At 72.2% G+C, this 24,249-nt stretch carries 19 protein-coding genes; 9 read left to right on the forward strand and 10 right to left on the reverse strand.

Annotated features, from left to right (window positions below; genetic code table 11):
* The first annotated feature begins 36 nt into the window (after positions 1-36).
* On the forward strand, positions 37-1,392 hold the full coding sequence (locus tag O7620_RS11500) for an FAD-binding monooxygenase (RefSeq protein WP_278123031.1): 1,356 nt from the start codon (positions 37-39) through the stop codon (positions 1,390-1,392).
* A gap of 263 nt (positions 1,393-1,655) precedes the next feature.
* Positions 1,656-2,972, forward strand: coding sequence for a DUF4872 domain-containing protein (locus O7620_RS11505; RefSeq protein WP_278123032.1), 1,317 nt, complete (start codon positions 1,656-1,658; stop codon positions 2,970-2,972).
* Between the two features lie 3 nt (positions 2,973-2,975).
* Here the strand turns inward: O7620_RS11505 and O7620_RS11510 are convergent, their stop codons facing one another.
* Positions 2,976-4,550 carry a 4-hydroxyphenylacetate 3-hydroxylase N-terminal domain-containing protein gene (locus tag O7620_RS11510; protein WP_151488414.1) on the reverse strand — a complete coding sequence of 525 codons (1,575 nt, stop codon included), beginning with the start codon at positions 4,548-4,550 and terminating at the stop codon, positions 2,976-2,978.
* 263 nt (positions 4,551-4,813) lie between these two features.
* Between O7620_RS11510 and O7620_RS11515 the strand changes: the two genes are divergently transcribed.
* Both O7620_RS11515 and O7620_RS11520 read left to right on the forward strand, forming a co-directional pair.
* Positions 4,814-6,439 (forward strand): MFS transporter, encoded by a 1,626-nt coding sequence (locus tag O7620_RS11515; protein ID WP_278123033.1) that lies wholly within the window; start codon positions 4,814-4,816, stop codon positions 6,437-6,439.
* 85 nt (positions 6,440-6,524) lie between these two features.
* Positions 6,525-6,809, forward strand: coding sequence for a hypothetical protein (locus O7620_RS11520; RefSeq protein ID WP_278123034.1), 285 nt, complete (start codon positions 6,525-6,527; stop codon positions 6,807-6,809).
* Between the two features lie 48 nt (positions 6,810-6,857).
* On the opposite strand, the gene O7620_RS11525 is transcribed toward O7620_RS11520, so the two are convergent.
* On the reverse strand, positions 6,858-8,252 hold the full coding sequence (locus tag O7620_RS11525) for an FAD-dependent monooxygenase (protein ID WP_151488416.1): 1,395 nt from the start codon (positions 8,250-8,252) through the stop codon (positions 6,858-6,860).
* A 298-nt stretch (positions 8,253-8,550) separates the two neighbouring features.
* Between O7620_RS11525 and O7620_RS11530 the strand changes: the two genes are divergently transcribed.
* From O7620_RS11530 to O7620_RS11545, 4 genes are all read left to right on the forward strand, one after another.
* On the forward strand, positions 8,551-9,567 hold the full coding sequence (locus tag O7620_RS11530) for an RNA polymerase subunit sigma-70 (protein ID WP_347403795.1): 1,017 nt from the start codon (positions 8,551-8,553) through the stop codon (positions 9,565-9,567).
* 238 nt (positions 9,568-9,805) lie between these two features.
* On the forward strand, positions 9,806-11,005 hold the full coding sequence (locus O7620_RS11535) for an acyl-CoA dehydrogenase family protein (protein ID WP_278123036.1): 1,200 nt from the start codon (positions 9,806-9,808) through the stop codon (positions 11,003-11,005).
* Between the two features lie 31 nt (positions 11,006-11,036).
* Positions 11,037-11,459 (forward strand): SgcJ/EcaC family oxidoreductase, encoded by a 423-nt coding sequence (locus O7620_RS11540; RefSeq protein ID WP_151488418.1) that lies wholly within the window; start codon positions 11,037-11,039, stop codon positions 11,457-11,459.
* A gap of 92 nt (positions 11,460-11,551) precedes the next feature.
* Complete coding sequence (locus O7620_RS11545; RefSeq protein WP_278123037.1) at positions 11,552-12,565, forward strand: SDR family NAD(P)-dependent oxidoreductase; 1,014 nt, start codon at positions 11,552-11,554, stop codon at positions 12,563-12,565.
* A 64-nt stretch (positions 12,566-12,629) separates the two neighbouring features.
* Here O7620_RS11545 and O7620_RS11550 read toward each other — a convergent pair whose 3' ends face one another.
* The 4 genes from O7620_RS11550 to O7620_RS11565 are packed head-to-tail and all read right to left on the reverse strand — an operon-like array spanning position 12,630 to position 20,440.
* Complete coding sequence (locus O7620_RS11550; RefSeq protein ID WP_278123038.1) at positions 12,630-14,012, reverse strand: condensation domain-containing protein; 1,383 nt, start codon at positions 14,010-14,012, stop codon at positions 12,630-12,632.
* Positions 14,013-14,026: 14 nt separating this feature from the next.
* Positions 14,027-15,535: a tryptophan 7-halogenase gene (locus tag O7620_RS11555; protein WP_278123039.1), complete on the reverse strand. Its 1,509-nt coding sequence runs from the start codon at positions 15,533-15,535 to the stop codon at positions 14,027-14,029.
* A 31-nt stretch (positions 15,536-15,566) separates the two neighbouring features.
* Positions 15,567-17,174, reverse strand: a complete 1,608-nt coding sequence (cmdF, locus tag O7620_RS11560) for a tyrosine 2,3-aminomutase (RefSeq protein WP_278126958.1) — start codon at positions 17,172-17,174, stop codon at positions 15,567-15,569.
* A gap of 5 nt (positions 17,175-17,179) precedes the next feature.
* The gene (locus tag O7620_RS11565; protein WP_278126960.1) at positions 17,180-20,440 is read right to left on the reverse strand and encodes an AMP-binding protein; all 3,261 of its coding nucleotides are present in this window, start codon (positions 20,438-20,440) and stop codon (positions 17,180-17,182) included.
* Positions 20,441-20,717: 277 nt separating this feature from the next.
* Between O7620_RS11565 and O7620_RS11570 the strand changes: the two genes are divergently transcribed.
* A complete protein-coding gene (locus O7620_RS11570; RefSeq protein WP_151488423.1) occupies positions 20,718-21,008 on the forward strand; it encodes a phosphopantetheine-binding protein in 291 nt (96 codons plus the stop codon).
* Between the two features lie 151 nt (positions 21,009-21,159).
* Here the strand turns inward: O7620_RS11570 and O7620_RS11575 are convergent, their stop codons facing one another.
* Genes O7620_RS11575 through O7620_RS11590 form a run of 4 tightly spaced genes read right to left on the reverse strand, consistent with a single transcriptional unit; the run spans position 21,160 to position 24,248 of the window.
* The gene (locus O7620_RS11575; RefSeq protein ID WP_151488424.1) at positions 21,160-21,849 is read right to left on the reverse strand and encodes a class I SAM-dependent methyltransferase; all 690 of its coding nucleotides are present in this window, start codon (positions 21,847-21,849) and stop codon (positions 21,160-21,162) included.
* A complete protein-coding gene (locus tag O7620_RS11580; RefSeq protein ID WP_278123040.1) occupies positions 21,846-23,216 on the reverse strand; it encodes a cytochrome P450 in 1,371 nt (456 codons plus the stop codon). The genes O7620_RS11575 and O7620_RS11580 overlap by 4 nt, the downstream gene beginning before the upstream one ends.
* Entirely contained in the window at positions 23,213-23,794 is a 582-nt protein-coding gene (locus tag O7620_RS11585) for a flavin reductase family protein (RefSeq protein WP_151488426.1), read from the reverse strand. The genes O7620_RS11580 and O7620_RS11585 overlap by 4 nt, the downstream gene beginning before the upstream one ends.
* Positions 23,795-23,813: 19 nt before the next feature.
* Positions 23,814-24,248 carry an acyl-CoA thioesterase gene (locus O7620_RS11590; protein ID WP_151488427.1) on the reverse strand — a complete coding sequence of 145 codons (435 nt, stop codon included), beginning with the start codon at positions 24,246-24,248 and terminating at the stop codon, positions 23,814-23,816.
* Between the last annotated feature and the right edge of the window lies 1 nt (position 24,249).

Below are 24,249 nucleotides of genomic sequence, written 5' to 3' on the forward strand. Positions count from 1 at the left end.
TCCCCGGTTTCGCTCGACAGGCAGGAGATGGTAGCCGTGGGTTCCGAAGTTGGAAATCGCGTGGTGGTGCTCGGCGGGAGCATCACCGCGCTGTTCGCCGCCAGCGCGCTCAGCGAAGGCTACCGGGAGGTCGTCCTGGTCGACCGCGACGAGCTGATCGACGTCTGGGACGCGCGGCGGGGCGCGCCGCAGGGCCGGCACATCAACGGCCTCATCGCCCGGGGCTCCCGGGCGATGGAAGACCTGTTCCCCGAGATCACCGCCCAGATGGTCACCGCCGGTTGCCCGCTGACCGACCTGGCCGGCACGGTCAAGTGGTACATGAACGGCAGGCCGCTGGCCCAGACCCGGGCCGGCCTGACCTGCGTCGCCGCCCGGCGACCGGTCATGGAGGCGCACGTGCGGCGGCGGATCGCCGCCTTGAAGAACGTCACCTTCATGGAGCGCACCGACATCACCGGCCTGGTGTTCAGCACGGACAAGTCCCGGGTCATCGGCGCGCGGGTGCAGCGTCAGGGCGAGGGCAACCGCGAGGAGACACTCACCGCCGACCTCGTCGTCGACGCCACCGGGCGGGGCTCGCGTACCCCGGTCTGGCTGGAGGCGCAGGGCTACCAGCGCGTGCCGGAGGAGGGCACGAAGATCGGGCTCGGCTACGTCACCCGGCACTACAAGCTGCGCCACGACCCGTTCGGCACCAGCCACTCGATCATCTCGGTGGCGTCGCCGGACAACCCCCGCGGCGCCATCTTCACCAAGTCCGACGGCGGCAGGGTCGAGCTGACCACCTACGGCATCATGGGCGACCACCCGCCCACCGACCCGGAGGGCTTCAACCAGTTCGTCAAGTCGCTGTCCGCCCCGGAGATCTACGAGGGCATCTCCGACGCCGAGCCGCTCGACGACCCGGTGCTGTTCAAGTTCCCCACCACGCTGCGCCGGCGCTACGAGCTGATGTCCCGTTTCCCCGACGGCCTGCTGGTGCTCGGCGACGCGGTCTGCACCCCGAATCCGGTGTTCGCGCAGGCCCAGACGCTCGCCGCCCTGGAGGCGCTGGCGCTGCGGGACCTGCTGCGCACGGGCCAGGCCCCCCGGTCCAAGGAGTTCATGCGCACGGTCGGACGGATCATCGACCCGGCCTGGGAGATGACCGAGGCGATCAACCTGACGTTCCCCGACGTCGAGGGCCGGCGTACCCGCAAGGTGCAGATGCTGCACGCCTACATGAAGCGGCTGCACCTGGCCGCCACCAAGGACGCCAGCCTCACCGAGGCGTTCATGCGCTCCGCCGGTCTGGTCGACCCGCTGGAGGCGCTGCTGCGCCCGAGCGTGGTCTGGCGGGTGATGCGTCACTCGCGGGCCGAGATGCCGCTGCTCGGCGGGCGGATCTGACCCGCCGGTCACCCGGGGCCTGGTCGCTTCCCGGTGTGACCGACACCGCCGGTACGCCGGCACGCCGGACCCCGTCCCACCAGGGACGGGGTCCGTTCGTCGTGGTGGTCGGCGCGTGTCGAACCGCCCCCGACGCCCGCCGGGAGCACGTATCCTCCGACGAGGCGTCGACCGGGCGCGCCGGGCGCCGGCGGATCCGGGGCGCCCGGCGGCGTACCCGGCCGCCCCGTCGGCCACCAGCGACAGCTCGCCCGAGGGGGACCATGACCACCCGCAAGCCCAGCGAAGCCCGGATCCGCACCCGGATGGCCCGGACCGGCGAGAGTTACGCGACCGCGCGTGCCGGCCTGTCCGGCGCCCGGACGTCGCCGAAGCCGGTCACCGACGCCGGCTGGGCGCTACGGGGCGGGCTGCACGCCGAGACCTCCAACGTGACCAACGTGCTGACCCATCTCGGCGGCGACGCCACCGGGGCGCACCTGAGCGAGGCGATGCTGCTCGGCGTCGGCGGCGGCCTCGGAGCCGGCTACATGCTCTGGGAGATCAAGGGGCAGACGCCGAACCTGTTCCTGGGATTCCGGTACCGGTGGACGTTTCACGACTGGGCTGAGCGCACCATGGACCGGCTCGGCGTCGGCTACCAGGTGAAGACGACCGGCAGCAGCAAGGCCGCCGCCACCACGCTGCACGAGCAGCTCACCGACGGCAACCCGGTCCTCATCGCACCGGACCGGCAGCTGGTCGGATACTGGCACCTGCCCGCGGAACCAGCCCTGGCCGGCCGCGGCCGTCCGGTCTTCGCCGGCGCCCGGCGCAGCCCCCTGGTGGCGTACGCGCTCACCGACGACGGCATCCGGGTCGACGACCGCAACCTCGCCCCGCTCAGCGTCGACGCGGACCTCCTCGCCGAGGCCCGGGCCCGGGTCAGCTCCACCAAGAACCGCATGATCGTGGTGCACACGGTGCCCGAGACGTACGCCCTGGCCGACGCCGTACGGGCCGGCATCGCCGACTGCGTCGCGCACCTGGACGCCAAGGCGGCCACGGTGGCGTTGCCGGCGTGGAGCAAGTGGAGCCGCCTGGTCACCGACGAGCGCAACGCCAAGGGCTGGCCCACGTTGTACGGCAAGGCCGGGATGGCCACCACGCTGCTGTCGGTCTGGGAGCACGTCGAGCCGGCCGGGCTCACCGGCGGCAACCTGCGCGACCTCTACGCGGACTTCCTGGACGAGGCGGCGCCCCTGCTCGGCGACTCCGCCGACGCGGCGGCGGACGCGGCGCAGCTGTTCCGCCAGTCCGCCCGGCTGTGGCACGAGATCGCCGAGACGGCGCTGCCCTGGGACGTCCCCGAGTACGCCCGGCTGCGGGAGCTGGTCGCCACCATCTCCGCCGGTGTCGCGGCCGGCGACCCGGCCGTCGCCGACCGCGCCGAGGCCGCCGACACGCTGTGGGACCTGATCGCCGAGTACGACCGCAAGCCGCCCGCCGAGCCGGACCTGCCCCGGTTGTCCGAGCAGATCCAGGCGGTCTACGACACCGAGCGGGAGGCCGTCGGGGCGCTGCGCCACGTGGTGGGCTGAGCCCTACCGGTCGCGCAGCACGTCGCGCAGCCCGCGCAGGTCCTGGAACGAGTCGAGGTCGTCGACCAGCCAGCCGTCGAGGTCGTACTCGCCCAGACACCTGTCGACGAACGCCTTGTAGCTGTCCAGTTCGCCACCGAGGATCTGGGCGTTGAGCAGCTCGACCCGTGTGTTCTCGTGGTTGCCGGCGTAGTTGCGCTCGTACAGCTCGTGCCGGCCACCGAACTCGGAGCCGACCGCGTCCCAGAGCAGCTTCATCAGCTTGACCCGCTCGACCGCGTCGACGCCGCCCGACCCACGGACGTACTTGTCGAGGTAGCGACGCAGGTCCGGGTTGGCGAAGTCCTCCGCGCTGGAGTTGACGTAGATGAGGCCGCTGGCCACGTCCTGCAGGACGATCTCCCGTACCCGGGCGTAGCCGACCTGCATGAACCAGCGGTACGCCATGCCGTAGGCCGGGTTGGGCAGGACCGCGCCGTTGTGCCACGGCACCGGGTTGCGGGCGGCCGCGTCGGAGAGCCCCCAGAACAGGTTGCGCCAGGCGAGCACCTCCCCGAGCCGGCTCTGCACGCCCCGGAAGTCGGACGTCCCGGTGGTGTCCAGGGCCTTGGCCAGCAGGCCGGCGATGAACTCAAGTTTCACGGCGAGGCGGGTGCAGCCGTGGAAGGTGAAACGTTCGGTGAAGCCGGACCGCCCGGCGAACATCTGCACCTTGCCGAGGTCCCCGTAGATGAACACGTTCTCCCACGGGATGAGGACCTTGTCCAGCACCAGGATCGTGTCGTTCTCGTCCAGTCGGGACGACAGCGGGTAGTCGAACGGGCTGCCCATGACGGCGGCGCTGGCCGAGTAGGACGGTCGACAGATCAGCTTCATCCCCGGCGCGTCCATCGGCACGGTCGCGACCAGGGCGAACTCCCGCTTGCGGACCGGAAGGCCGTAGTGGGCCAGGAAGTTGTGGTGGGTCAGCGCCGAGGCGGTGGCGACGACCTTCGCGCCGCTGACGATCACCCCGGCGTCGGTCTCGCGCTCCACGTGGACGAAGACGTCGGAGACCTCGTCCGGCGGCCGGGACCGGTCCACCGGCGGGTGCACGATGGCGTGGTTCCAGTACAGGACCTTCTCCTGCGCCTCGCGGTACCAGCGGCGGGCGTTGTCGGCGAACGGATCGTAGAAGTCGGCGTTGGCGCCGAGCGTGCCGAGGAACGCGGCCTTGTAGTCCGGGCTGCGTCCCATCCAGCCGTAGCTCAACCGGGCCCACGCCGCGATGGCCTGCTGGTCGGCGACGAGATCCTCGGCGGAGTGGGGGGTGGTGAAGAACCGGTGCGTCCAGCCCTCGCTGCCGGTGTCCGTGGGCGTGGTCAGCACCGGACGGGACCGCGGGTCGTGCAGCGCGTCGTAGAGCCGGGCGGTCATCCGTACCGGGTTGCGGAAGGCGGGGTGCCGGGTGACGTCGCGGACCCGGTCGCCGTAGAGGTAGATCTCCCGTCCGTCGCGCAGGGACTCGACGTACTCGTCACCGGTCATCGGGCGGGTCCGGCGGACGCCGGTCGTCGGACGGTCAACCAACTCGGTCATGGAACGCCTTTCGCCGGGCCGGGCAGGCCGCCGGGCGGGACGGACCAGGCAGCCGTCGCGCCTTGTCTGGTCCGCATTCAGCATGGTGAGCGCCGGAGAGCGGGACAAGGTGGTACGCCGCAGAGCGCAACCGGGAAGACGCCGGTGGTCGCGTCGGACGATCCGGGACACCGGAGTCGCGGGGAGCGATGACTTTTGCCCGGGCCTGCCGTCTCAACAGTGAGCCGCAGGACAGCGCGGCCGATATCGAGAGGACCAAGACCATGACTACAGTCGACGGGCAGGCGGGCGCAGCCGCCGCCCCGGCCGTGGCTCCTCGGGCCACCTGGCGGGAGTGGCTCGGCCTGGCCGTGATGTGCCTGCCCACCATGTTGACGACGGTGGATCTCAACGTCATGTTCCTGGCGTTGCCACACGTGACCGCTGATCTGGGGCCGAGCAGCACCGAGCAGTTGTGGATCTCCGACATCTACGGGTTCCTGATCGCCGGTTTCCTGGTCACGATGGGGACGCTCGGTGACCGGGTCGGCCGCAAGAAGGTCCTGCTGTTCGGTGGCGCGGCGTTCCTCGCGGCGTCGCTGCTGGCCGCGTTCGCGACCTCCACGATCGTGCTGATCATCGCCCGCGCCCTGCTCGGCGTGGCCGGCGCGACGCTGATCCCGTCGATCCTCGCGCTGCTCCGGACGATGTTCAAGGACCCGAAGCAGATGGGCGCCGCGATGGGCCTCTGGGGTACGTCCCTGATGGCCGGTGTGGTGCTCGGCCCGGTGATCGGCGGCCTGATGCTGGGCGCGTTCTGGTGGGGCTCGGTGTTCCTGCTCGCCGTCCCGATCATGGGTCTGCTGCTGATCGCCGGCCCGGTGCTGATCCCCGAGTCGAAGGACCCGACCGCGGGCCGACTGGACCTGTTCAGCGTGGCGCTGTCCCTGCTGGCCATCCTGCCGTTCGTCTACGGTCTCAAGGAGCTGGCGCGCAACGGCTGGGAGCCGGTGCCGCTGATCGCCCTCGTCGCGGGGCTGGTCTTCCTCGTCGTCTTCCTGCGCCGGCAGGCCCAGCTGGCCCACCCGCTGCTGGACCTGAGCCTGTTCAAGATCCGCGCGCTCTCGACGGCCCTGACGATGGCCCTGATGATCGCCTTCGTCATGGGCGGCGCCGGTCTGATGGGCAGCCTCTACATGCAGATGGTCGAGGGGCTCACCCCGGTGCGGGTCGGCACCCTACTGCTGATCCCGTCCCTCGTGATGATCGTCGTCGGCAACCTGGCGCCGGCGATCGCCCGCAAGGTCCGTCCGGCGTACGTGCTCACCGGCGGCTCCCTGATCGCGGCGGTCGGCATGGTGGTGCTGACGCAGGTGGGCAGCACCGCCGGGTTGACCACCCTGCTGGTCGGTCTGGCGATCGTCTACGTCGGTGGCGCGTCCGTCGGCCCGATGACCCCGTTCCTGGTGATGTCCTCCACGCCTCCGGAGAAGGCCGGCGCCGCCGGGTCGCTCTCCTCGGCCGTCGGCGAGCTGGGTGTCGCCCTGGGTGTGGCCATCCTCGGCCTCATCGGCACCGCCACGTACCGGGGTCAGGTCACCGTCCCGGGCGAACTGCCGGCGGACGCCGCGGCCACCGCCAAGGAGAGCATCGCGGGTGCGACCGTGGTGGCCGAGCAGGTCGGTGGCCCGTCCGCGGGTTCGCTGCTCGACTCGGCCCGGGAGGCGTTCACCAGCGGCCTGAACACCGTCGCGCTGGTGTGCGTCTTCGTCTTCGTCGCCCTGGCCGTGGTGGCGTTCGTCGGGCTGCGGCACGTGCCGTCGCTCGGTGACATGCCGATGCCGGGCATGCCCCCGAAGGAGGCCAAGCCGGCACCGGAGACCGCCGACTCGGCGCAGCCGGTGCACTGACGCACCGGCCCCTCGTATCGCGGCCGCTCCGGTCACCCGCTCGGGTGCCCGGGGCGGCCGGCGCACGTGCTCGACGACCCAGGCGGTGCCCCGCAGGTGCTGGCTGACCGTCAAGATCCTGGTACTCGGCACCGTCAGCATCCTTGTCGCCGCAGGACTGTCCGCAGTGGTCGCCTGGTACCGGCAGCCACTCGACCTGCTGGGCGGGTTCGACATCACCGGCCGCCACATCACCGGCCTCGACGCCGTGATCATGGAGGGGAAGGCCCGGGAAGGGGGCGGCGACCCCACCACCTACCTCCACGACCACGGCGTCCAACGTTGGGCCGTCTGCCAACCCATCGAACGGATCCGCCGCCCCACATTCTGACTCGGGCCGGTGCTCCGGCCCGGGGCGGTGTCCGGCGGTGGACGGGGATCAGGCAGCCGGTGGCGCCGCCGTGTCGGCCGTGGGCGTGGCCAGTGCCGGGGTGGCGGGCGGGGCGGCCGGTCGCAGCGGCGCGTGTCGCAGTACCCGCAGCACCATCGACGGCCGCATCAGCGCCTGTGGTGGGTCGATCAGGCCGGCCACGCGCATGAAGCCGTCAGTCACCCGGGCGTCCCTGGTGGCCGCGTACTGCACTCGGGCCATGTAGGCGTTACCGACCCGCACCTGCAGCGTGCGCCGGCCCTGCACGCCCGGGAAGTCCAGGTCACCGCCGGCGGAGATGTCCCACGGCGTGTCGATCACGCGGGACATGTCGGCCATGAACGCGCCCGTCTGCGGCGGTCGTCCCAACCGCAGGTGCTCGCGCAGCTTCAGCGCCTCAATGGACGCGACGCTCATCCCCTGCCCGTAGACCGGGTTGAAGCTGCACACCGCGTCGCCCATGACGAGGAGCCGGTCGGGCATCCGGGTCAGCCGCTCGTAGCGCCGCCGGACGCTCGCCGGGAAGGTGAACGACACCGGGTCGTCGAGCGCCTCGGCGTCACGCACCGCGTCGTAGACGTCCGGCACCGGCAGCGAACGGACGAAGGCGAGGAAGCCTTGGGGGTCGGTCGGCGGGTGGTCGCCGAGCACCCCGGTCAGCGACAGGATGCAGACGTCCCGGCCGACCTGCCCGAAGAAGGCGCCACGGGGGTGCGCGGGCGACGCGACCGGGTTGATCGACTGGACGCCGTCGAACATCTCCGGACGCAGCCGGTAGTGCCGGGTGGTGTAGGCCAGCCCAACCTTGACCCGGTCCTCCTCCGGCCGCTGGTAACCGAGTTCCGCCAGCCAGGCCGGGGTACGCGAGCCGCGCCCGGTGGCGTCGACCACCAGGTCGGCATCCAGTTCCTGCGGTTGGGCGTCGGTGGCGCGCGAGCGGACCCGGACACCGACGACGCGTTCCCGGTCGTCGGTGGTGGTCAGGCCGAGGACGTCGTGCTGCTCCAGGAACCGCACGTTGGGCAGGGCCGCCACCCGGCTGCGGACGTGGTGTTCCAGCACCGGCCGGGGGGCGGTCACCGAGACCAGGCCGGTGCGGGCGGGAAGGATTTTGCGGGCGTTGAAGAACCAGCGCATCTCGCCGAGGTCACCGGTCGGCACGCCATCGGCGGTCAGCTCGTCGGTGATGCCGGGGAAGAGTTCCTCCATGTTCAGGTGACCGCGGGCGTGCAGGCCGTGCGCGTGCACCGTGTGCGGTGCGCCGCGGCGGGGCTCGCGTACGCCCAGCAGCGTGTCCCGGTCGACGACCAGGACCTCGCCGTAGGACTCGGCCAGCACCCGGGCGGCGAGGACGCCGGCCATGCTGCCGCCCAGCACGACGGCGCGTCTACCGATCTCACTCACTGCCGCAACCTCCCTGACGACGACCGGTTCGATCGGCCGGCGGCGACGGGGCCGGGGACGCCGCGGCGGTCGCCGCACGGGCCGCACGGCCAGCGTCACGGTCACCCGGTGCCGGTCGCATCCTTTGACGTGCGGTACGGGTGACGGACGTTCCCGACGTGACCGAAGGTGAGCTGTCCGACACCGTGGCCGTGTTACGGTTCTGGCCGACCGTCATCGAGCAGTTGCTGTCGGGAGCGGGGCACGATCCGTGAGCCTTGTCAAGGTCAACTCCACCCAGTTCGAGGCAGGCCCGTCGATGCCCCTCGACGAGGTCACCTTCGGCCGCCTGGTCGAGACCCACCGCCGCGAACTGCAGGTCCACTGCTACCGGATGCTCGGGTCCTTCGAGGACGCCGAGGACCAGGTCCAGGAGACGTTTCTGCGGGCCTGGCGCAAACGGGACACGTTCGAGGCCCGGTCCACGTTCCGCGCCTGGCTCTACCGCATCGCGACGAACGCCTGCCTGGACTTCCTCAGCCGCCACCCCCGCCAGCCCCGGGCCGGCCGCGTCCCACTGCTGTCGGAGGGCGGCGCCCGTTCCACCACACCCGACGAGGTGTACTGGCTGCAGCCCTATCCGGACCGGCTGCTCGAGCCGGCCGCGCCGGCCGACGCCCAGCCGGACGCGGCGGTGGTCGCCAAGGAGACCATCGAGTTGGCGTTCCTGGTCGCGATCCAGCACCTGCCACCGCGCCAGCGGGCCGTGCTGATCCTGCGCGACGTCCTCGGCTGGCCCGCCGCCGACGCGGCCGAGCTGCTGGAGGTCAGCGTCGCGTCGGCCAACAGCGCCCTGCAGCGGGCCCGGGCCAACCTCAAGGACCACCTGCCGCCACACCGGATCGAGTGGGCGCCCGCGGAGGACCCGACCGACGAGGAACGAGCGCTCCTGCAGCGCTACATGGGGGTGCTGGAGCGCGCCGACACGGGTGCGATGGCCCAACTGCTGCGCGAGGACATCCGGATCACCATGCCGATGTCGGTGCCCTGCGTGCCGGGGATGCCCGATCCGGCCTGGTGGGGGCGGTCCGCCTTCCTGGCCAGCCTGCGTGACGTGCTCGACCCGGGTTCGCCGGCCTACCTCGGCCAATGGCGCAGTGTGCCGACCCGGGCCAACCGGCAGCCGGCGGCGGCCCACTACGTACGCCGTCCGGGTGACACCGCGTTCCGCCCGCAGGTGCTGGAGGTGCTCCGGATCTCCGACGGCAAGATCGTCGAGATCACGGCCTTCGAGCCGGACCTGTTCCCGGCGTTCGGCCTGCCGACGACCCTGTGACCGATCGCCCCCGCGCAGGGGCGACACCCACCCGCCGCGCCGGGTCGGGCGACCACGCTGACGTGCGGCCGAGCACCGCCGGCCGCAACGCATTCGGGGAGATGCGGGGCACATCCCGCCTCTGTGATCCTCGGGGTTGACCGGCCGCGCCGACCGGCGCCCGTCCCCGGTGGAGCAGCAGCCCCGCACCGCACACGCCCGCCGTGGCGACCGGGGACGCCCGCACCGCCCAGCCGACATGTCCAAGGAGGGTGCTTTGCTCACCACCGATGTCCCGACGGCCGAGGACCTCGTCCGACGCGCCTCCGACCTCGTACCCGTGCTGCGCGGGCACGCGGCCTGGTCCGACGAGAACCGCCGCGTCCACGACGAGGCTATCGACGCGCTGGCCGACGCCGGCGTCTTCAGGTTGCGCCGGCCGGTCCGGTACGGCGGCTACGAGGTGGACACCCGGACGCTGGTCGAGGTCGCCTCGGAACTGGGCCGGGGAGACGGCTCCGCCGCCTGGGTCGCCTCGGTGTACTGGATCCCCACCTGGATGGTGGGCCTCTTTCCGGACCACGTGCAGGACGAGGTCTTCTCGACCCCCGACGTACGGGTCTGCGGCACGCTGAGCCCCACCGCCACGGCCGCCCCGGCCGACGGCGGTGTCGTGGTCAACGGCAAGTGGGGTTTCATCAGCGGCGCGCTGCACGCGCACTGGCAGGAGATCGTCGCCGTGCAGTTCAGCCCGCAGGGCGAGCCGATGCCGATCGTGGCGCTGGTGCCGATGTCGGACCTGCAGATCATCGACGACTGGCACACCGGTGGCCTGCGCGGCACCGGCAGTGTCAGCACTGTCGCACAGGACCTGTTCGTCCCGGCGGACCGGGTGCTGCCGCTGGGTGCCATCGTGCAGGGGCAGAGCGCGTCGACGGCCAACGCGGCGTCGCCGATGTACCGGTCTCCCCTGCTGCCGGTCGCCTCGGCCTCCTCGGTCGGCAGTGTCGTCGGGCTGACCCGGGCGGCCCGCGAGGTCTTCTTCGAGCGGCTGCCCGAGCGCAAGATCACCTACACCGACTACGACCGTCAGCAGGACGCGCCGATCACCCACCACCAGGTGGCCGACGCGGTGCAGAGAAGCGACGAGGCGGAGTTCCACGCGCAGCGACTGGCCGCCCTGGTCGACGGCAGGGCCCTGGACGGCTCGCCGTGGACGATCGAGGAGCGGGCCCGGGCCCGCGCCCAGCTCGGCGCGGTGTGCCGGCGTGGGAAGGAGGCGGTGGACGTCTTCGCCCTCGCCAGCGGCGGCTCGTCGGTCTACAACGACGTACCCATCCAGCGGATCGCCCGCGACGTGCAGGCGATCAACCTGCACGCGCTGATGAACCCCACCACCAACGCGGAGTTGTACGGGCGGATCCTCTGCGGACTCGCCCCGAACACCCTCTACCTCTGAGCACGTGCCCTACGACGGAAGGATCCCTCCCGTGACCACGAACAGTCTCGCACCGGACGTGTCCGCCGACGACCAGGCCGCCGTCGCCGCGGTACCCGGACGCATCGTGCAGGCGTGGGCGGCGAACGACGCCGACGCCTTCGCCGACGTGTTCACCGCCGACGGCACGATGATCCTGCCCGGCCTGACCCAGAAGGGCCGCGACGACATCCGCGCCTTCATGGCCAAGGGCTTCGCCGGCCCGTACAAGGGCACCCAGGTGACCGGTCAGCCCTTCGACGTGCGTTTCCTCGGCGCCGACGTGGCTCTCCTGCTCACCGAGGGCGGCGTCCTCGGCCCGGGTGAGACGGAGGTGCCCGCCGAACGCGCCATCCGCGCCTCGTGGCTGCTGGTGCGCACCGACGAGGGCTGGCGACTCGCCGCCTACCAGAACAGCCCGCGCGACGCCGGCTGACCCGACACGACGGCGGCGCCGGTCGGAATCCGCCTCCGACCGGCGCTGTCGCCGTGTCGACCCGCCCACCAGCGAACGCGAGGAGAGCGAACGTGCGGATACTGGTCACCGGTGGCACCGGCTTCATCGGGTCGCACACGGTTGCGGCCCTGCACCGCGCCGGGCACACGGTGCGGCTGCTGGTCCGTGACCCCGACGCGGTGGACCGCGCGCTCGGCCCGCTCGGGCTGACCGGACGGGACGTGCAGACCGTGGTCGGGGACGTGACCGACGCGGATTCGGTGCGCCGGGCGGTCGACGACTGCGGCGCGGTGCTGCACGCCGCGTCGGTCTACTCCTTCGACACCCGCCGGCACGCGCGGATGCGGGAGGTCAACGTCGGGGGCACCGAGGTGGTCCTCGACGCGGCCGTCAAGGCGGGTGCCGACCCGGTGGTGCACGTGTCGTCGTTCGTCGCCCTGGCACCGACCGGGGGACGCCCACTCGACACCGACCTGCCGGTGGGCCGGCCACGCGAGCGGTACATGGCCACCAAGGCCGCGGCCGAGGAGGTGGCTCGCCGGCACCAGGAGTCGGGCGCGCCGGTCGTCGTCACGTACCCGATGGCCACCCTCGGGCCCCACGACCCGCACCTGGGCGACCAGCTCGACCGGCTGCGGACGCTGCTGCGCGGGCAGCTGCCCATCTGGCCGCGGGGCGGATTCCCGGTCGGCGACGTCCGCGACGTCGCCGACCTGCACGTCGCCGCCCTGCGCCCCGGGCTGGGACCGCGCCGCCTACTGGCGCCCGGCCGGTACCTGTCCACCGCCGAGTTCGTCGCGACGGTACGCGCGGTCACCGGCCGCCGGTTGCCGGTGGCCTACCTGCCCTCGGCGGCGGTGCTGCCGGTGGGAGCCGCCACGTCGGCGCTGCAACGCGTCTGGCCCTGGCACATCCCGGTGGAGTACGGCGCGGTCTACACCTGCCACTGCGACGTCCGGACCGATCGCGACGCGCCGGCGCCGACCCGTGCGGTCGCCGAGACGATCCGGGACGCCACGCGGTGGCTGCACCGCACCCGCCGGATCACCCGCCGGCAGGCCGGGAAGGCCGCGCAGCCGGACTGACCCACCACGCCGGACGACGCCGGCGGTGACCTCCACGGTCACCGCCGGCGTCGTCTCTGCCAGCTCAGGCGCGTCCCGGCCCGTCCAGCACGTCGACGAGGGTCTGCCGGAAGGTGGTGACCATCGACCGGACGGTGCTCTCGACGAACAGGTTGGTGGTGAAGCCGACGCTGCCGACCAGGCCGCCCTCGGGGGACGCCTCCAGCCCGAACAGCACCCCGTCGGGGATCTGCGAACCGACCGAGGCCGACACGATCCGCCGGCGCATCGCGGCGAAGTGCAGGTCGCCGTGCTGCTGACCGAACATCATGTCCGGCGACTGGGTCACCTGGAGCACGCACGCCGCGGCGTTCGGGCCGATGGCGTCGTTCATGATGTCCGGCGCCTCCTCGAGGATCTGGATGAACGGCAGCTCGTGCGCGTACGCCGCGAGGCAGGCCGCCCGGCTCCGGGCGATCACCTCCAGGAAACCGTCGGCGCCGGCCAGGTCGACCCGGATGGGCAGGAAGTTGTAGAACGAGCCGACGGTGTTCTGCACCCAGGCCGGGTGCCGCCCGGGGGTGAAGGTCGGCACGACCAGGTCGGTCCGCCCGGTCTGCGCCCGCAGCTGGGTCAGGTACGCGGCCAGCAGCACCATGAACGGGGTGCTGCGGGTGCGCGCCGCCAGATCGGCGGTGGCCCGGCGGAACTCCTCGTCGAGCAGGAAGCGGTACCAGGACGTCACGAACGGTTCCTCGGACCGGGTGCGATCGGTCGGGACGGCCACCACCTGCGCGCCGCGCAGGTTGTCCCGCCAGAACTCCCGCGCCCGGCGCACCTTGTCGCTGGCCTGGCTCTCCTGCTGCCACCGCACGTACTCCCGGTACTGCCGCACCGACGGCAGCTCCGGCGCGCGGCCCTCCCGGCGGGCGGCGTAGAACTCGGCCACGTCGCGCAACACCAGGTGCACCGACCAGCCGTCCACCGCGGTGTGGTGGGCGGCGAGGACCAGCACGCCGTCGTGGGCGTCGAAGCGGCCGAGCACCGCCCGCAGCAGGGGCATCTCGTCGATGCCGAACACCCCGGCCTCGATCTCGTTGGCGAAGTCCTCGGCGACCAGGTCCCGGTTGCGCTGCGGTCCCGCCCGCAGGTCGCGTACCTCCAGCGGCACCGGGGCCGGGGGGCGCACCTGCTGGTACGCCTCGGCGCCGTCGCGGACGATCGAGGTACGCAGCGTCTCGTGCCGGACCACCACGTCGTCGAGAGCGTGGCGCAGCGTGTCGATGTCCAGCTCGCCGGTGACCCGCCAACCGCCGACGATGGTGTACCGCGGGCCGAACGGCCCGGTCTGGTCACCGTGGTCGATGTGGTGCAGGAACTCCTGTTGCAGGGACAGCGGGACGCGGATCGGTGCCTCCGCCGCCGGATCACCGGCCGGTGTCGGCGGGGGCAGCAGCGTGTCGGTCATCGGGCTCCCTTCCATCAGCCGGCCGGCCGCGGTGGCGGCGACGACCAGTGCAGGCCGTCGGTGGAGGGCACCAGCCCTCCTTGGCGTACCGGGACGTTCTCGTCGGTGCTCTCGCCGAGCTCGGCCTGCACCTGGATCCGGGTGCCCTCCTTGGACACCGACCGGGCCAGGGTGGAACGCAGCAGATCGCGGTCCTCCCCGGCCGTGCCCACCGGCTGCGCCACCAGCTCGGCGAGTTCCTGGTACGCGGCGCCCCGCTGCCCGGTGTACGCGCCGGACGAGACGAGCGCGGCCTCGTTGGAGGAGCCGCCGCCGACCAACTCCACGAACGACTCCATCTCGGAGGCGGTGGTGTTGTTGGTGACCTTCTTCGCCTTCCAGAAGTACGAGTTCTCGTCCTGGTGCATGTCGTAGAAGGCGACCAGGAAGTCGTGGAACCGCGCGTACTCGCGGCGGTAGCGCACCTCGAACTCCTCGAAACAGGTCGACTCGTCGACCCCGCCGGCCAGCGCCGTGTTGATCGACCGGGCGGCCAGCAGGGCGCTGTAGGTGGCCAGGTGCACGCCGGAGGAGAAGACCGGGTCGATGAAGCACGCGGCGTCGCCGACCAGGACCAGCCCGGGCCGCCAGAACTTCTCCTGGATGTACGAGTAGTCCTTGCGGACCCGGATCTCGCCGTACGGCCCCTCGGTGACCCGGCGGGCGTCGGAGAGGCAGTCGGCGATCATCGGGCACTGCTGGATCAGATCGAGCAGGGCCTTCTCCCGGTCGCCCTGGGCGCGGTCCAACGCCTCGGGCATCAGCACCACGCCGACGCTGGTCAGCTCCTCGGTCAGCGGGATGTACCAGAACCAGCCGGCGTCGAAGGCGACGGCGAGGATGTTGCCCCGGTTCGGGGCCGGCATCCGCTTGCCCCCCTCGAAGTAGCCGAACAGGGCCAGGTTGCGGAAGAACTCGGAGTACCGCCGCTGGCCGCCGACGCGGGTGTGGATCCGGCTCTTGTTGCCGGAGGCGTCGACGACGTACCGGCTGCGGACCTCGCGGCGGACCCCGTCCGGGCCGGCGTAGCGCACACCGTCGACCCGGTCGGTGTCGGCGTCGGTGAGCACGTCGACCACCGAGGTCTCCTCCCGGACCTCGACGCCCTTGCGCCGGGCGTTGTCCAGCAGGATCTGGTCGAAGCGCATCCGCTCCACCTGGTAGGCGGTGGCCGCGTCGCCGGCGAACTTCGAGGAGAGGCCGAAGGAGAACGTCCACGGCTCGGGGTTGGCGCCCCACCGGAACGTGCCGCCCCGCTTGGGCATGAAGTTGGCCCGGCGCAGGTCCTCCTCGACGCCGAGGATGCGGCAGATGCCGTGCACCGTGGACGGCAGCAGCGACTCCCCGATCTGGTAGCGCGGGAACCGCTCCTTCTCCAGCAGCAGCACACGGTGACCCTGCATGGCCACCAGGGTGGAGATGGTGGAGCCGCACGGGCCACCACCGACCACCACCACGTCGTAGTCGTACTCTCGGTCGGTCATCGGATCTCCCTCGTCCGCCGTGTTCCGGCGCTCACCGCAGCTCGATGTCGCTCTGAGCGACGGCGGCGACCAGGTCGCCCCGGCTCAGCGCGACGGCGACCTGCTCGATCTCGTCGGACATGAAGCGGTCCCGGTCCAGGGTCGGCGCGATGCCGCGGACGAACTCGTACGCCGCCGCAGACGCGGGACTGAGCCCGGCGCGCCGCTTCGAGATGTCCACCGCCTGGGCCGCGGCGAGCAACTCCACGGCCAGGATGTGCTGGTTGTTCGCGAGCACCCGGCGAGCGTTGCGGGCGGCGATCAGCCCCATGCTCACCACGTCCTGGTTGTCGCCGTTGGACGGCACGCTCTGGGTGCTCGCCGCGCCGATCGTGCGGTTCTCGGCGACCAGAGCCGTGGCCGGGTACTGCGCGCCGGCGAAGCCGCTGTTGAGACCCGGGTCGCCGGTGACCAGGAACTCGGGCAGGCCGTAGCTGAGGTGCCGGTTGAGCAGCCGGTTGGTCCGGCGCTCGGAGAGGACACCGAGCTGGGTGAGCGCGATCGTCACGAAGTCCATCGCGAACGCGATCGGCTGACCGTGGAAGTTCGCCCCGTGGAAGACCTCGTGGCCCTCGAAGAAGAGCGGGTTGTCGTTCGCCGAGTTCAGCTCGATGTTCAACTTGTTGGTGGCGTGGTACAGGGTGTCGCGTACCGCGCCGAGGACCTGCGGGATGGCCCGCAGGGAGTACGCCTTCTGCATGTAGACGTCGGTGCGCTGGACGTCCACACCGGACTGCTTGCCCTCCTGGAGCTGGCTGCGCAGCTGCCGGTGCTCGACGGTGAGCGCGCTACCGCGCATCAGGGAACGCATGTTCGCCGCGGTGTCGATCTGGCCCTGGTGCGGTCGGGCCACGTCGTGCCCCTCGGCCAGGAACGGGCTGGTGGATCCCTGCAGCGTCTCGATCACCAGGGCGGTGACGATCTCGGCCTGCCGGACCTGGTCCATCGACCGGCCCACGACGAGCGCGCCGAGGCCGGTCATCGCCGAGGTGCCGTTGATCAGCGCCAGCCCCTCCTTGAAGCGCAGCCGCATCGGCTCGATGCCGTGCTCGCGCAGCACCTCGCCGGTGGGCACCCGCTGCCCGTCGCGCAGCAGATAGCCCTCACCGATCACGGTGCAGGCGATGTGCGCCAGCGGGGCCAGGTCACCGCTCGCGCCCAGCGAGCCGATCTCCGGGATGGCCGGGGTCAGGCCGAGGTTCAGGTAGAGCGCCAGCCGTTCCAGCAGCTCCGGGCGGACCGCGGAGTGCCCCTTGGACAGCGCGTTGAGCCGGGCGGTCACCACCGCCCGCGCCTCGTCCTGGGCGAACAACGGACCCACCCCGGCGGCGTGGCTGCGGACCAGGTTGGTTTGCAGCTCCACCTCCTTGGCCGTGTCGACCAGCATGTAGATCATCTCGCCGTAGCCGGTGGTGACCCCGTACACCGGCACGTCCTGGCGCACGATGTCCTCGAACAGCATCCGGCTCTTGCCCGCCCGGGCCAGCGACGACGACGCCACCTCGATGGGTGCGCCCTCCTCTGCCACCCGTCGTACCCCGGAGATGTCCAGGTCCTCGCCCGTGATTGCCACTGCCTGCGCGGTCTTGGCCAACGTCAATGCACTCACTCCATCGCGTCCGTGACAGCCCTCAGGTCTGCCGAATCCGCTGGTATCGAACGGTCGTGTGCCGTGCGGGTCGCCTCGATCAGGGCGGCCATGCCGGCCAACGTGTGGTGGGTAAAGCAGTCCCGCAGCGTCACCGTGACGCCGAAGCGTCGCCGGATCCGTGCCACGAGCGGTGGGACGAGCAGCGAGTGCCCGCCGGCGGCGAAGAACGTCGACTCGGCGTCGACGGGTCCCCCACCGAGCAGGGCCGACCAGACCTCGGCCAGCGCCTGCTCCACCGGGCCGGTCGGGGCGCGGCGGGCCGACGCCGATCGGAGTGCCGGCAGCCGGCGGCGGTCCACCTTGCCCGCCGCCGTGCGGGGCAACCGGCCGGGCATCGACTCGAAGGAGACGAGCACCATCGCCGTGCCGAACCGCCGGCGCAGGTGCGTCCGCCACTCACCCGCCCCGGAGAGCGGGCCGCCGTCGGGACCGCGACGCGGTACGACGTACGCGGCGAGCCGGACCACCAGGCCGTCCCGGTCGGTCACCGGCACCACGACGCACTCCGCCACCCCGTCGTGCGCGACCAGCGCCGCCTCGACGTCGGTCAGCTCGACCCGGGTTCCGAGGAGCTTGACCTGCTGGTCGCGGCGCCCGCGGAACTCCAGCAGGCCGTCCCACCGCCGCCGCGCGAGGTCACCGGTGTGGTACCACCGCAGGCCCGTCCCGTCGTCCGGGTGGCCGGCGGGGGCCTGGAAGGCGGACCCGGTGCCGCCACCGCCGACGTAGCCGTCGCAGACGTGCCGGCTGCGCACCACGATCTCGCCGGTGACCCCGGTCGGGCAGGGCCGGCCCGCCTCGTCGAGGACCAGGACCTGCCGTCCGGGGATGGGACGTCCGATCGGCACGGTCCCCGGCACCGGGCCGGTGATGTCGTGCCAGGTGGCCGCGATCGTCTCGGTCGGGCCGTAGATGTTGGCCAGCCGGGTGTCCGGCAGTGCCCGGCGGAACCCGTCGACGAGCGGACCCGACAGTGCCTCGCCCATGAGCACCAGCCGGGACAGGCCGGTGGGCCGGTCGGCCGGCTCCCGGGCCGCGATGACGGCCAGCAGCTCCCGGGCGAAGCTCGGAACGGTCTGCAGGAAGGTGATCCGCTCCCGCACCAGCCAGTCGGCCAGCTTCTCGGGGTGCACGCGGATCCGGTCCGGCACCGGGTGCAGGGTGCCGCCGCCGACCAGCGTGGCGAACACCTCGCAGATGCTCGGGTCGTGCTCGGGGGTGACCCACTGGGCCACGCGGGCGCCGGGGGCCAACTCCAGCGTCTCGGCCATCCACCCGACGAACTGGGCGAGCGCGCGGTGGGTCTGGGCGATGCCCTTGGGCCGTCCGGTCGAGCCCGAGGTATAGGCGATGTAGGCGGTCCGGGAGCCCGGGTCGTGCACCGCCGGCACGCTCGCCCCGCCCGGTGCCGGCCCGGGCGCGGTCACGTCGATCACCCGGCCGTCGAGGTCGTCGCGGAACCAGCGGGTCAGTTCGTCGGCCGGGTCTTCGCCGACCCGTAGCAGGCAGGCCGGGCGCAGCTCGGCGAGCACCGCCCGGCCCCGCTCGCCCGCGTCGCCGGCGCCGAACCACACCAGGTGGCCGCCGGCGCGCAGGACGCCCAGCGACGCGGCGAGCTGCCACGGGCCGGGCTCCATCCGGACCGCGACCGGTGCGCCGTCGACGGGCAACGTGCTCAGGTACGCGGCCAGGGCCGCCGACCGGCGCTCCAGCTCGTCGTACGTCCAGCGGTCGTTTCCCCCGGCCACCGCGATCGCCTGCGGCATCCGACCGGCGTGCCGGGTGACGCTCTCGTACACCGGTGGGGGTTCGGCGTCCCGGGTCTGCGGCACCGGGTCGAGCGCCGCCGGCTCGTCCAGCGGCAGCCGGTCCACCCGCGTGTCCGGGGCCGCCAGCGCGGCCGACAGCAGCGTGCGGACCTGCCCGAGCACGCCCACCGCCGAGACCGCCTCGAACCGGTCCCCCCGGTAGGTCAGGGTGCCGGACACCGTCGGCCAGGTACGGCGGACGGTGACCACCAGATCCGCGACGGTCGGCCCGCCGTCGAGGACGTCCGCCAGGTGTGTCCCGGCACCGGCCAGCCGCAGGTCGGCCTCCGGCCCGGGAACGGCCAGCACGACGTCGCAGAACGGCACCCGGCCCCGGTCCCGCTCAACGGGCAGCTCCCCGACCAGCCGCGCGAACGGCAGGTCGCGGTGTGCGGTGGCGGCCCGGACCACGGCCGCGGCGCGGCCCACCGCCTCGGTGAAGGTGGGGGCGCCGCCGAGGTCGGTGCAGAGCACCACCAGGTTGTCACAGGGGCCGACGAGACCGGTGAACCCCGGCGGGAGCACCGGAACGGGCAGCACCACGCTGATCCGGTCGTCGTCGCCGTACCGGTGCAGGACGGCCTGGAGCGCGGCCAGCAGGACCACCGTCGGGCTGGTCCGTCGGGCCCGGCAGAACGCGGCGAGTCGGCCGGCCAACCCGGTGCCCCAGTCGAACGGGTGCACGCCGGCGGCGGCCGACGGCCGGGTGCCGGGGTCGTGGTCGACGGGCAGCGGCACCGGCGGGGGCGCGGGGGTGAGGGCGTCGGTCCACCAGTCCAGCAACTGCCGGCCGGCCGGCCCGGCGACCAGGTCGCGCTGCCACCGGATGTAGTCGGCGTAGCGGGGCGCCGGTGGCAGCGCCGCCGGACCGGCGACGGCGGGCCGCACGACGGCGGCGTAGCAGACCGACAACTCGTCGACGAGGATGGAGACCGACCGGTCGTCGGCCACGGCGCGGTGCAACGCCAGCACCAGCCGGTACGCGGCCGCGCCGGTCCGTACCAGGGTCAGACGGGCCAGTGGACCATCGGTGGCGTGCTCCAGGGCGGCGGCCGCGGCGGCGCAGACCCGGTCGGCCGCGCGCTCGTTGCCGACGTCGGCCAGGTGGGTCAGGTCGACGTGGACGAAGGCGCGCTCGGGATCGACGGCGACCACCGGCACCGGACGGCCGTCCACCTCGGCCAGTCGGGTCCGCAGCACCTCGTGCCGATCCAACACCGCGCGCCACGCGATGCGCAGCGCCGGCACGTCGACCGGTCCGTCGATCTGCCAGCTGCGCACGATCCGGTGCACCCCCCGGTACGGGGCGAGGCGTTCCAGCAGCCACACGCCGTCCTGCGTCCAGGACGTGCCGACGAGGTCGGCACCCGTCTCGGACGTACCGGCCAGCGCAGTGTCTCTGCTCATTGCCACGGTCGAATCGTGGCACGCGGCAATGGGCGGGTCTTCTCAACAATTGCGATCCCGAAAATCGAGCACATCCGATTGCGGGACGGGATTCCGCCGCGTCGACCGACCGGGGTGACGCCGCCACGGGCCGCGTGCGCAGCCGCGCAATCGCAAGGATGCGCGCGCCCACCGGCCGCACCGATCATGGGATGCGCGGTACGCCGTGCCTGCTGCAGCCCGGCGTGTGGCCAGCCGGCCACGCGTACCGCACCTCGCCACGAAGGGAGCATTGCGAATGACGGATATCGATCAGGACGGCGTGCGTCAGTCAGCGGTCGAAAAGCGTGTCGAGGCGATCTGGCGCGAGGTTCTGCACATGCCGCAGGATCGACCCGACGCGACATTCTTCGAATTGCAGGGACAGTCCATCTCGGCGGTTCGCATCATCACGCGCATCGAGGACGAGCTCGGCGCGGTGGTGGACGTCGGGCTGCTCTTCGAGGACCCGGACCTGGCGACCTTCACGGCGGCGGTCGTGGCCGCCGTCGGGCAGACGGCGGACGCGCAGGCGGCCAACCCGGCCTGACCGGCACGAGATCGGACCTCGCGGACCCACCTCCGGGTGGGTCCGCTTCGTCGTGCCCGGTCCCGCCCTCCCGGTCGATCATCCGGCGCCGCCGGCGGGCGCCCCACGACGCGACCCCGGGCCCACCGGCCCGGGGTCGCGTACGGAGGGTTCAGCGGCGCTGGGCGATGGTGAGCCCGTCCGCGATCGGCAGCATGACCGTCTCGAAGCGGTCGTCGGCGGCCAGCGTCGCGTTGAACGCGCGCAACGTCTGCGCGGCGCGGCGAGGCAGGCCGGGCTCGGCCAGCTCCGGATCCAGGACGTACCCGTCGAGCAGGACGTTGTCCGCCAGCAGCAGGCCGCCGGGGCGCAGTAGCGGCACCACGGCCTCGTAGTAGGTGGGGTAGTTCATCTTGTCGGCGTCGATGAAGACCAGGTCGACGACCGTGTCGGCGGCCATCGACCGCAGCGTGCGGGCCGCCGAGCCGAGCCGGAACTCGATCCGGTCGGCCACCCCGGCCCGCTCCCAGGAGGCGCGGGCGATGTCGATCCACCGGTCCGTGACGTCGCAGGTCACCACCCGCGCGCCCGGGGCGAGCCCGCGGGCGATGGCCAGCGCCGACAGCCCGGTGAACGTCCCGATGTCCACCGCCGTACGCGCCCCGACGAGGCGGGTGAGGATGGTCAGCAGCGCGGCCTGCTCGACCGGCACCATCATCCCCGCCGCCTCGCCCACCCCGCGGGTCGAGTCGACCAGCCCGCTCAACGCGGGGTCCGGCGGCGAGCTGGACCGGACCAGATAGTCCCGGACCGCCTGGTTGACCGGCACGTGCTTGACCTCAGCGAACCCGGCGCCGGTCACACGTACCTCCTCGACGGGCCGTCCGCGGTGACCCGCATCGGCAGGCCGCCCCGGATCCGCAGCGACAGCATCGGCTCCGGGACGATCCGGTGCGCGGGATCGGCGGTGAGCCGCAGCTCCCGGATGACCATGGCGATCACGAAGGTGGCCTCCATCAGCCCGAGGTTGTTGCCGACGCAGAACCGGGGGCCCGCGCCGAACGGCACGTACGCGTACCGGGGCCGGCCCCCGAAGCGGGACGGGTCGAACCGGTCCGGGTCAAAGCGTTCCGGGTCGTCCCAGAAATCCGGATGGCGGTGCAGGGTGTACGGGCAGATCAGCACGTCCGCGCCGGCCGGCACGTGGTACCCGCCGATCTCGTCCGGCCCCTGCGCGATGCGCGAGAGCATCCACACCGGCGGGTACAGCCGCATCGCCTCGTTGACCACCTGGGCGATGAACCGCAGCCGGGCGAGATCGTCGTACACGGGCAGCCGGTCGCCGAGCACCTCCACCGCCTCGGCGTGGACCCGTTCCCGTACCTGCGGGTGCTGGTCGAGCAGATGGAAGGTCCAGCCCAGCGTGCTGGCCGTCGTCTCGTGCCCGGCCAGCAGCAGGGTGACCAACTCGTCGCGCATCCGCAGCCGGCCGACCTGTGGGTCGGCCTCCTGCCGGGTCGAGACGATCAGCCTGGTCAGCGCGTCGTCACCCTCCTCGCCGCGGGCCCGCCGCTCGGCCACGAGGGCGTCGACGATCCGCTGCAACTCCCGGCGGGCGCGCCGGAAGCGCAACTGGTGCGGCAGCGGCAGCCAGGTCGGCACCGAACCCATCGTGACCATCTCGAACATGGCCTGGTCCTGCATGATCTCGAAGTTGTGCCCCACCGAGCTGTGCCCGCTGAGGTCGCTGTCGAGCAGGGTGCGGCCCAGCACCCCGAGGGTGAGCCCGGTCATCTCCCGGACGATGTCGACGGGGGCGCCGTCGCGGTGCTCGCGCAGCCGGTCGACCAACCGGGCGGCCTCCTCGACCACCACGCCGGCCTGCGCGGCGATCCGCTTGGCCTGGAACGCCGGCTGGATCACCCGGCGCTGCTTGCGCCACAGCTCACCCTCGCTGGTGAGCAGGCCGTCGCCGAGGGCCCGACGGGCCTGGGCCAGCCCGACCCCCTTGTGGAAGTTCTGGCTGTTGTCGGCCAGCACGTGCTTCGCGTGGTCGGGGTGGTTGAAGAAGTAGAGCGTCTTGAAGCTGGGCCCGAGCCGGACGGCGTCACCGTAGCTCGCCGCCGTGCCCATGAGGCCCAGCCGGTCCCGGCCGAGCTGCCAGAGCGTCCGGAGCATCGCCGGCCCGGTCGGACCCACCGGCACCTGACGGATCTGCGTGGTGGTCATCCCGTCACCCCGCCCCGGGCCGTGGCGTGCCACGCCGGCACACCGTCGGCGAGGTCGACCCCGTCCGGGTTGAGCTGCCGGAACCGGCCGTGCACGAACAGCACGCCGTCGGTCTGCGGCTCACGGCGCACCGACAGGAGGCTCCCGACGAAGATGGTGTGGTCGCCACCCTCGTAGGACCGCCACAGTTGGCACTCGAAGTGCGCCAGCGCCCCGGTGATCAGTGGTGCGCCGGTGAGCCGGCCGGCGACCCAGTCGACCGCGTCGAACTGGGCGGCCCCCAGCGGGCGGCGCCGGTTCGCGAAGTGCCGGGCCACCGGCTCCTGATGCGCGGCCAGTACGGAGACCCCGAACTGGCCGCGCTCCAGGAGACTGCCGTGCATGATCGCCTGCTGGTCGACGCAGACCAGCACCAGGGGCGGGTCGAGGGACACCGACGTGAACGAGTTCGCCGTCATCCCGTGTGGACAATCGCCGCCCACCGTCACCACGGTCACGCCCGTGGCGAACGAGCCGAACGCTCGGCGCAGCTGGACGGGGTCGGACGGCTCGACGGCGGACTCTGACTGGACGTTCACGTGTACCTCCCGTGTGTCGCTACGCCACCCGTGCCCGGTAGGGCCCCAGGGCCCGGGCCAACGACTCCGGGACCCGGGCAGGGCTGGTGCGGTTGTTCGGCCCGCGCATACAGGCCACCCGTTGACGGCCACGGGCGACCAGCACCTCGTCGTCAGGGTGCAGCCGGACGTAGTCGAAGCCGAATTCGATCTGCGTCTGCGTCAGCTCGACCAACCGCATCCGGATGGCCAACTGGTCGAAGGCGGTGATCTCCGCGAAGAACTCGCAGTCCACCCTCAACGTGAACAGCTTCAGGTCGCCGCGCAGGTCGGCGAGGATGTCGTTCGCCTTGTCGTGCAGGAACATCTCCCGGCACCGCCCCTGCCAGCGCAGGTAGTTGACGTAGTAGACGTTCCCGACGAGGTTGGTCTCCTCGAACCCCACGGTGTGCCGGTACTCGTAGTAGTCCTCCATC

The organism is Micromonospora sp. WMMD710, assembly GCF_029626045.1.
Lineage (GTDB): Bacteria > Actinomycetota > Actinomycetes > Mycobacteriales > Micromonosporaceae > Micromonospora.

What these genes read in the sequence shown, in the direction of transcription:
- O7620_RS11535 (WP_278123036.1), top strand. Translation starts at nt 9,806, where the DNA reads ATGTCCAAGGAGGGTGCTTTGCTCACCACCGATGTCCCGACGGCCGAG.
- O7620_RS11590 (WP_151488427.1), bottom strand. Translation starts at nt 24,248, where the DNA reads ATGGAGGACTACTACGAGTACCGGCACACCGTGGGGTTCGAGGAGACC.
- O7620_RS11550 (WP_278123038.1), bottom strand. Translation starts at nt 14,012, where the DNA reads ATGACCGACACGCTGCTGCCCCCGCCGACACCGGCCGGTGATCCGGCG.
- O7620_RS11510 (WP_151488414.1), bottom strand. Translation starts at nt 4,550, where the DNA reads ATGACCGAGTTGGTTGACCGTCCGACGACCGGCGTCCGCCGGACCCGC.
- O7620_RS11565 (WP_278126960.1), bottom strand. Translation starts at nt 20,440, where the DNA reads ATGAGCAGAGACACTGCGCTGGCCGGTACGTCCGAGACGGGTGCCGAC.
- O7620_RS11530 (WP_347403795.1), top strand. Translation starts at nt 8,551, where the DNA reads ATGCCCCTCGACGAGGTCACCTTCGGCCGCCTGGTCGAGACCCACCGC.
- O7620_RS11555 (WP_278123039.1), bottom strand. Translation starts at nt 15,535, where the DNA reads ATGACCGACCGAGAGTACGACTACGACGTGGTGGTGGTCGGTGGTGGC.
- O7620_RS11580 (WP_278123040.1), bottom strand. Translation starts at nt 23,216, where the DNA reads ATGACCACCACGCAGATCCGTCAGGTGCCGGTGGGTCCGACCGGGCCG.
- O7620_RS11505 (WP_278123032.1), top strand. Translation starts at nt 1,656, where the DNA reads ATGACCACCCGCAAGCCCAGCGAAGCCCGGATCCGCACCCGGATGGCC.
- O7620_RS11570 (WP_151488423.1), top strand. Translation starts at nt 20,718, where the DNA reads ATGACGGATATCGATCAGGACGGCGTGCGTCAGTCAGCGGTCGAAAAG.
- O7620_RS11515 (WP_278123033.1), top strand. Translation starts at nt 4,814, where the DNA reads ATGACTACAGTCGACGGGCAGGCGGGCGCAGCCGCCGCCCCGGCCGTG.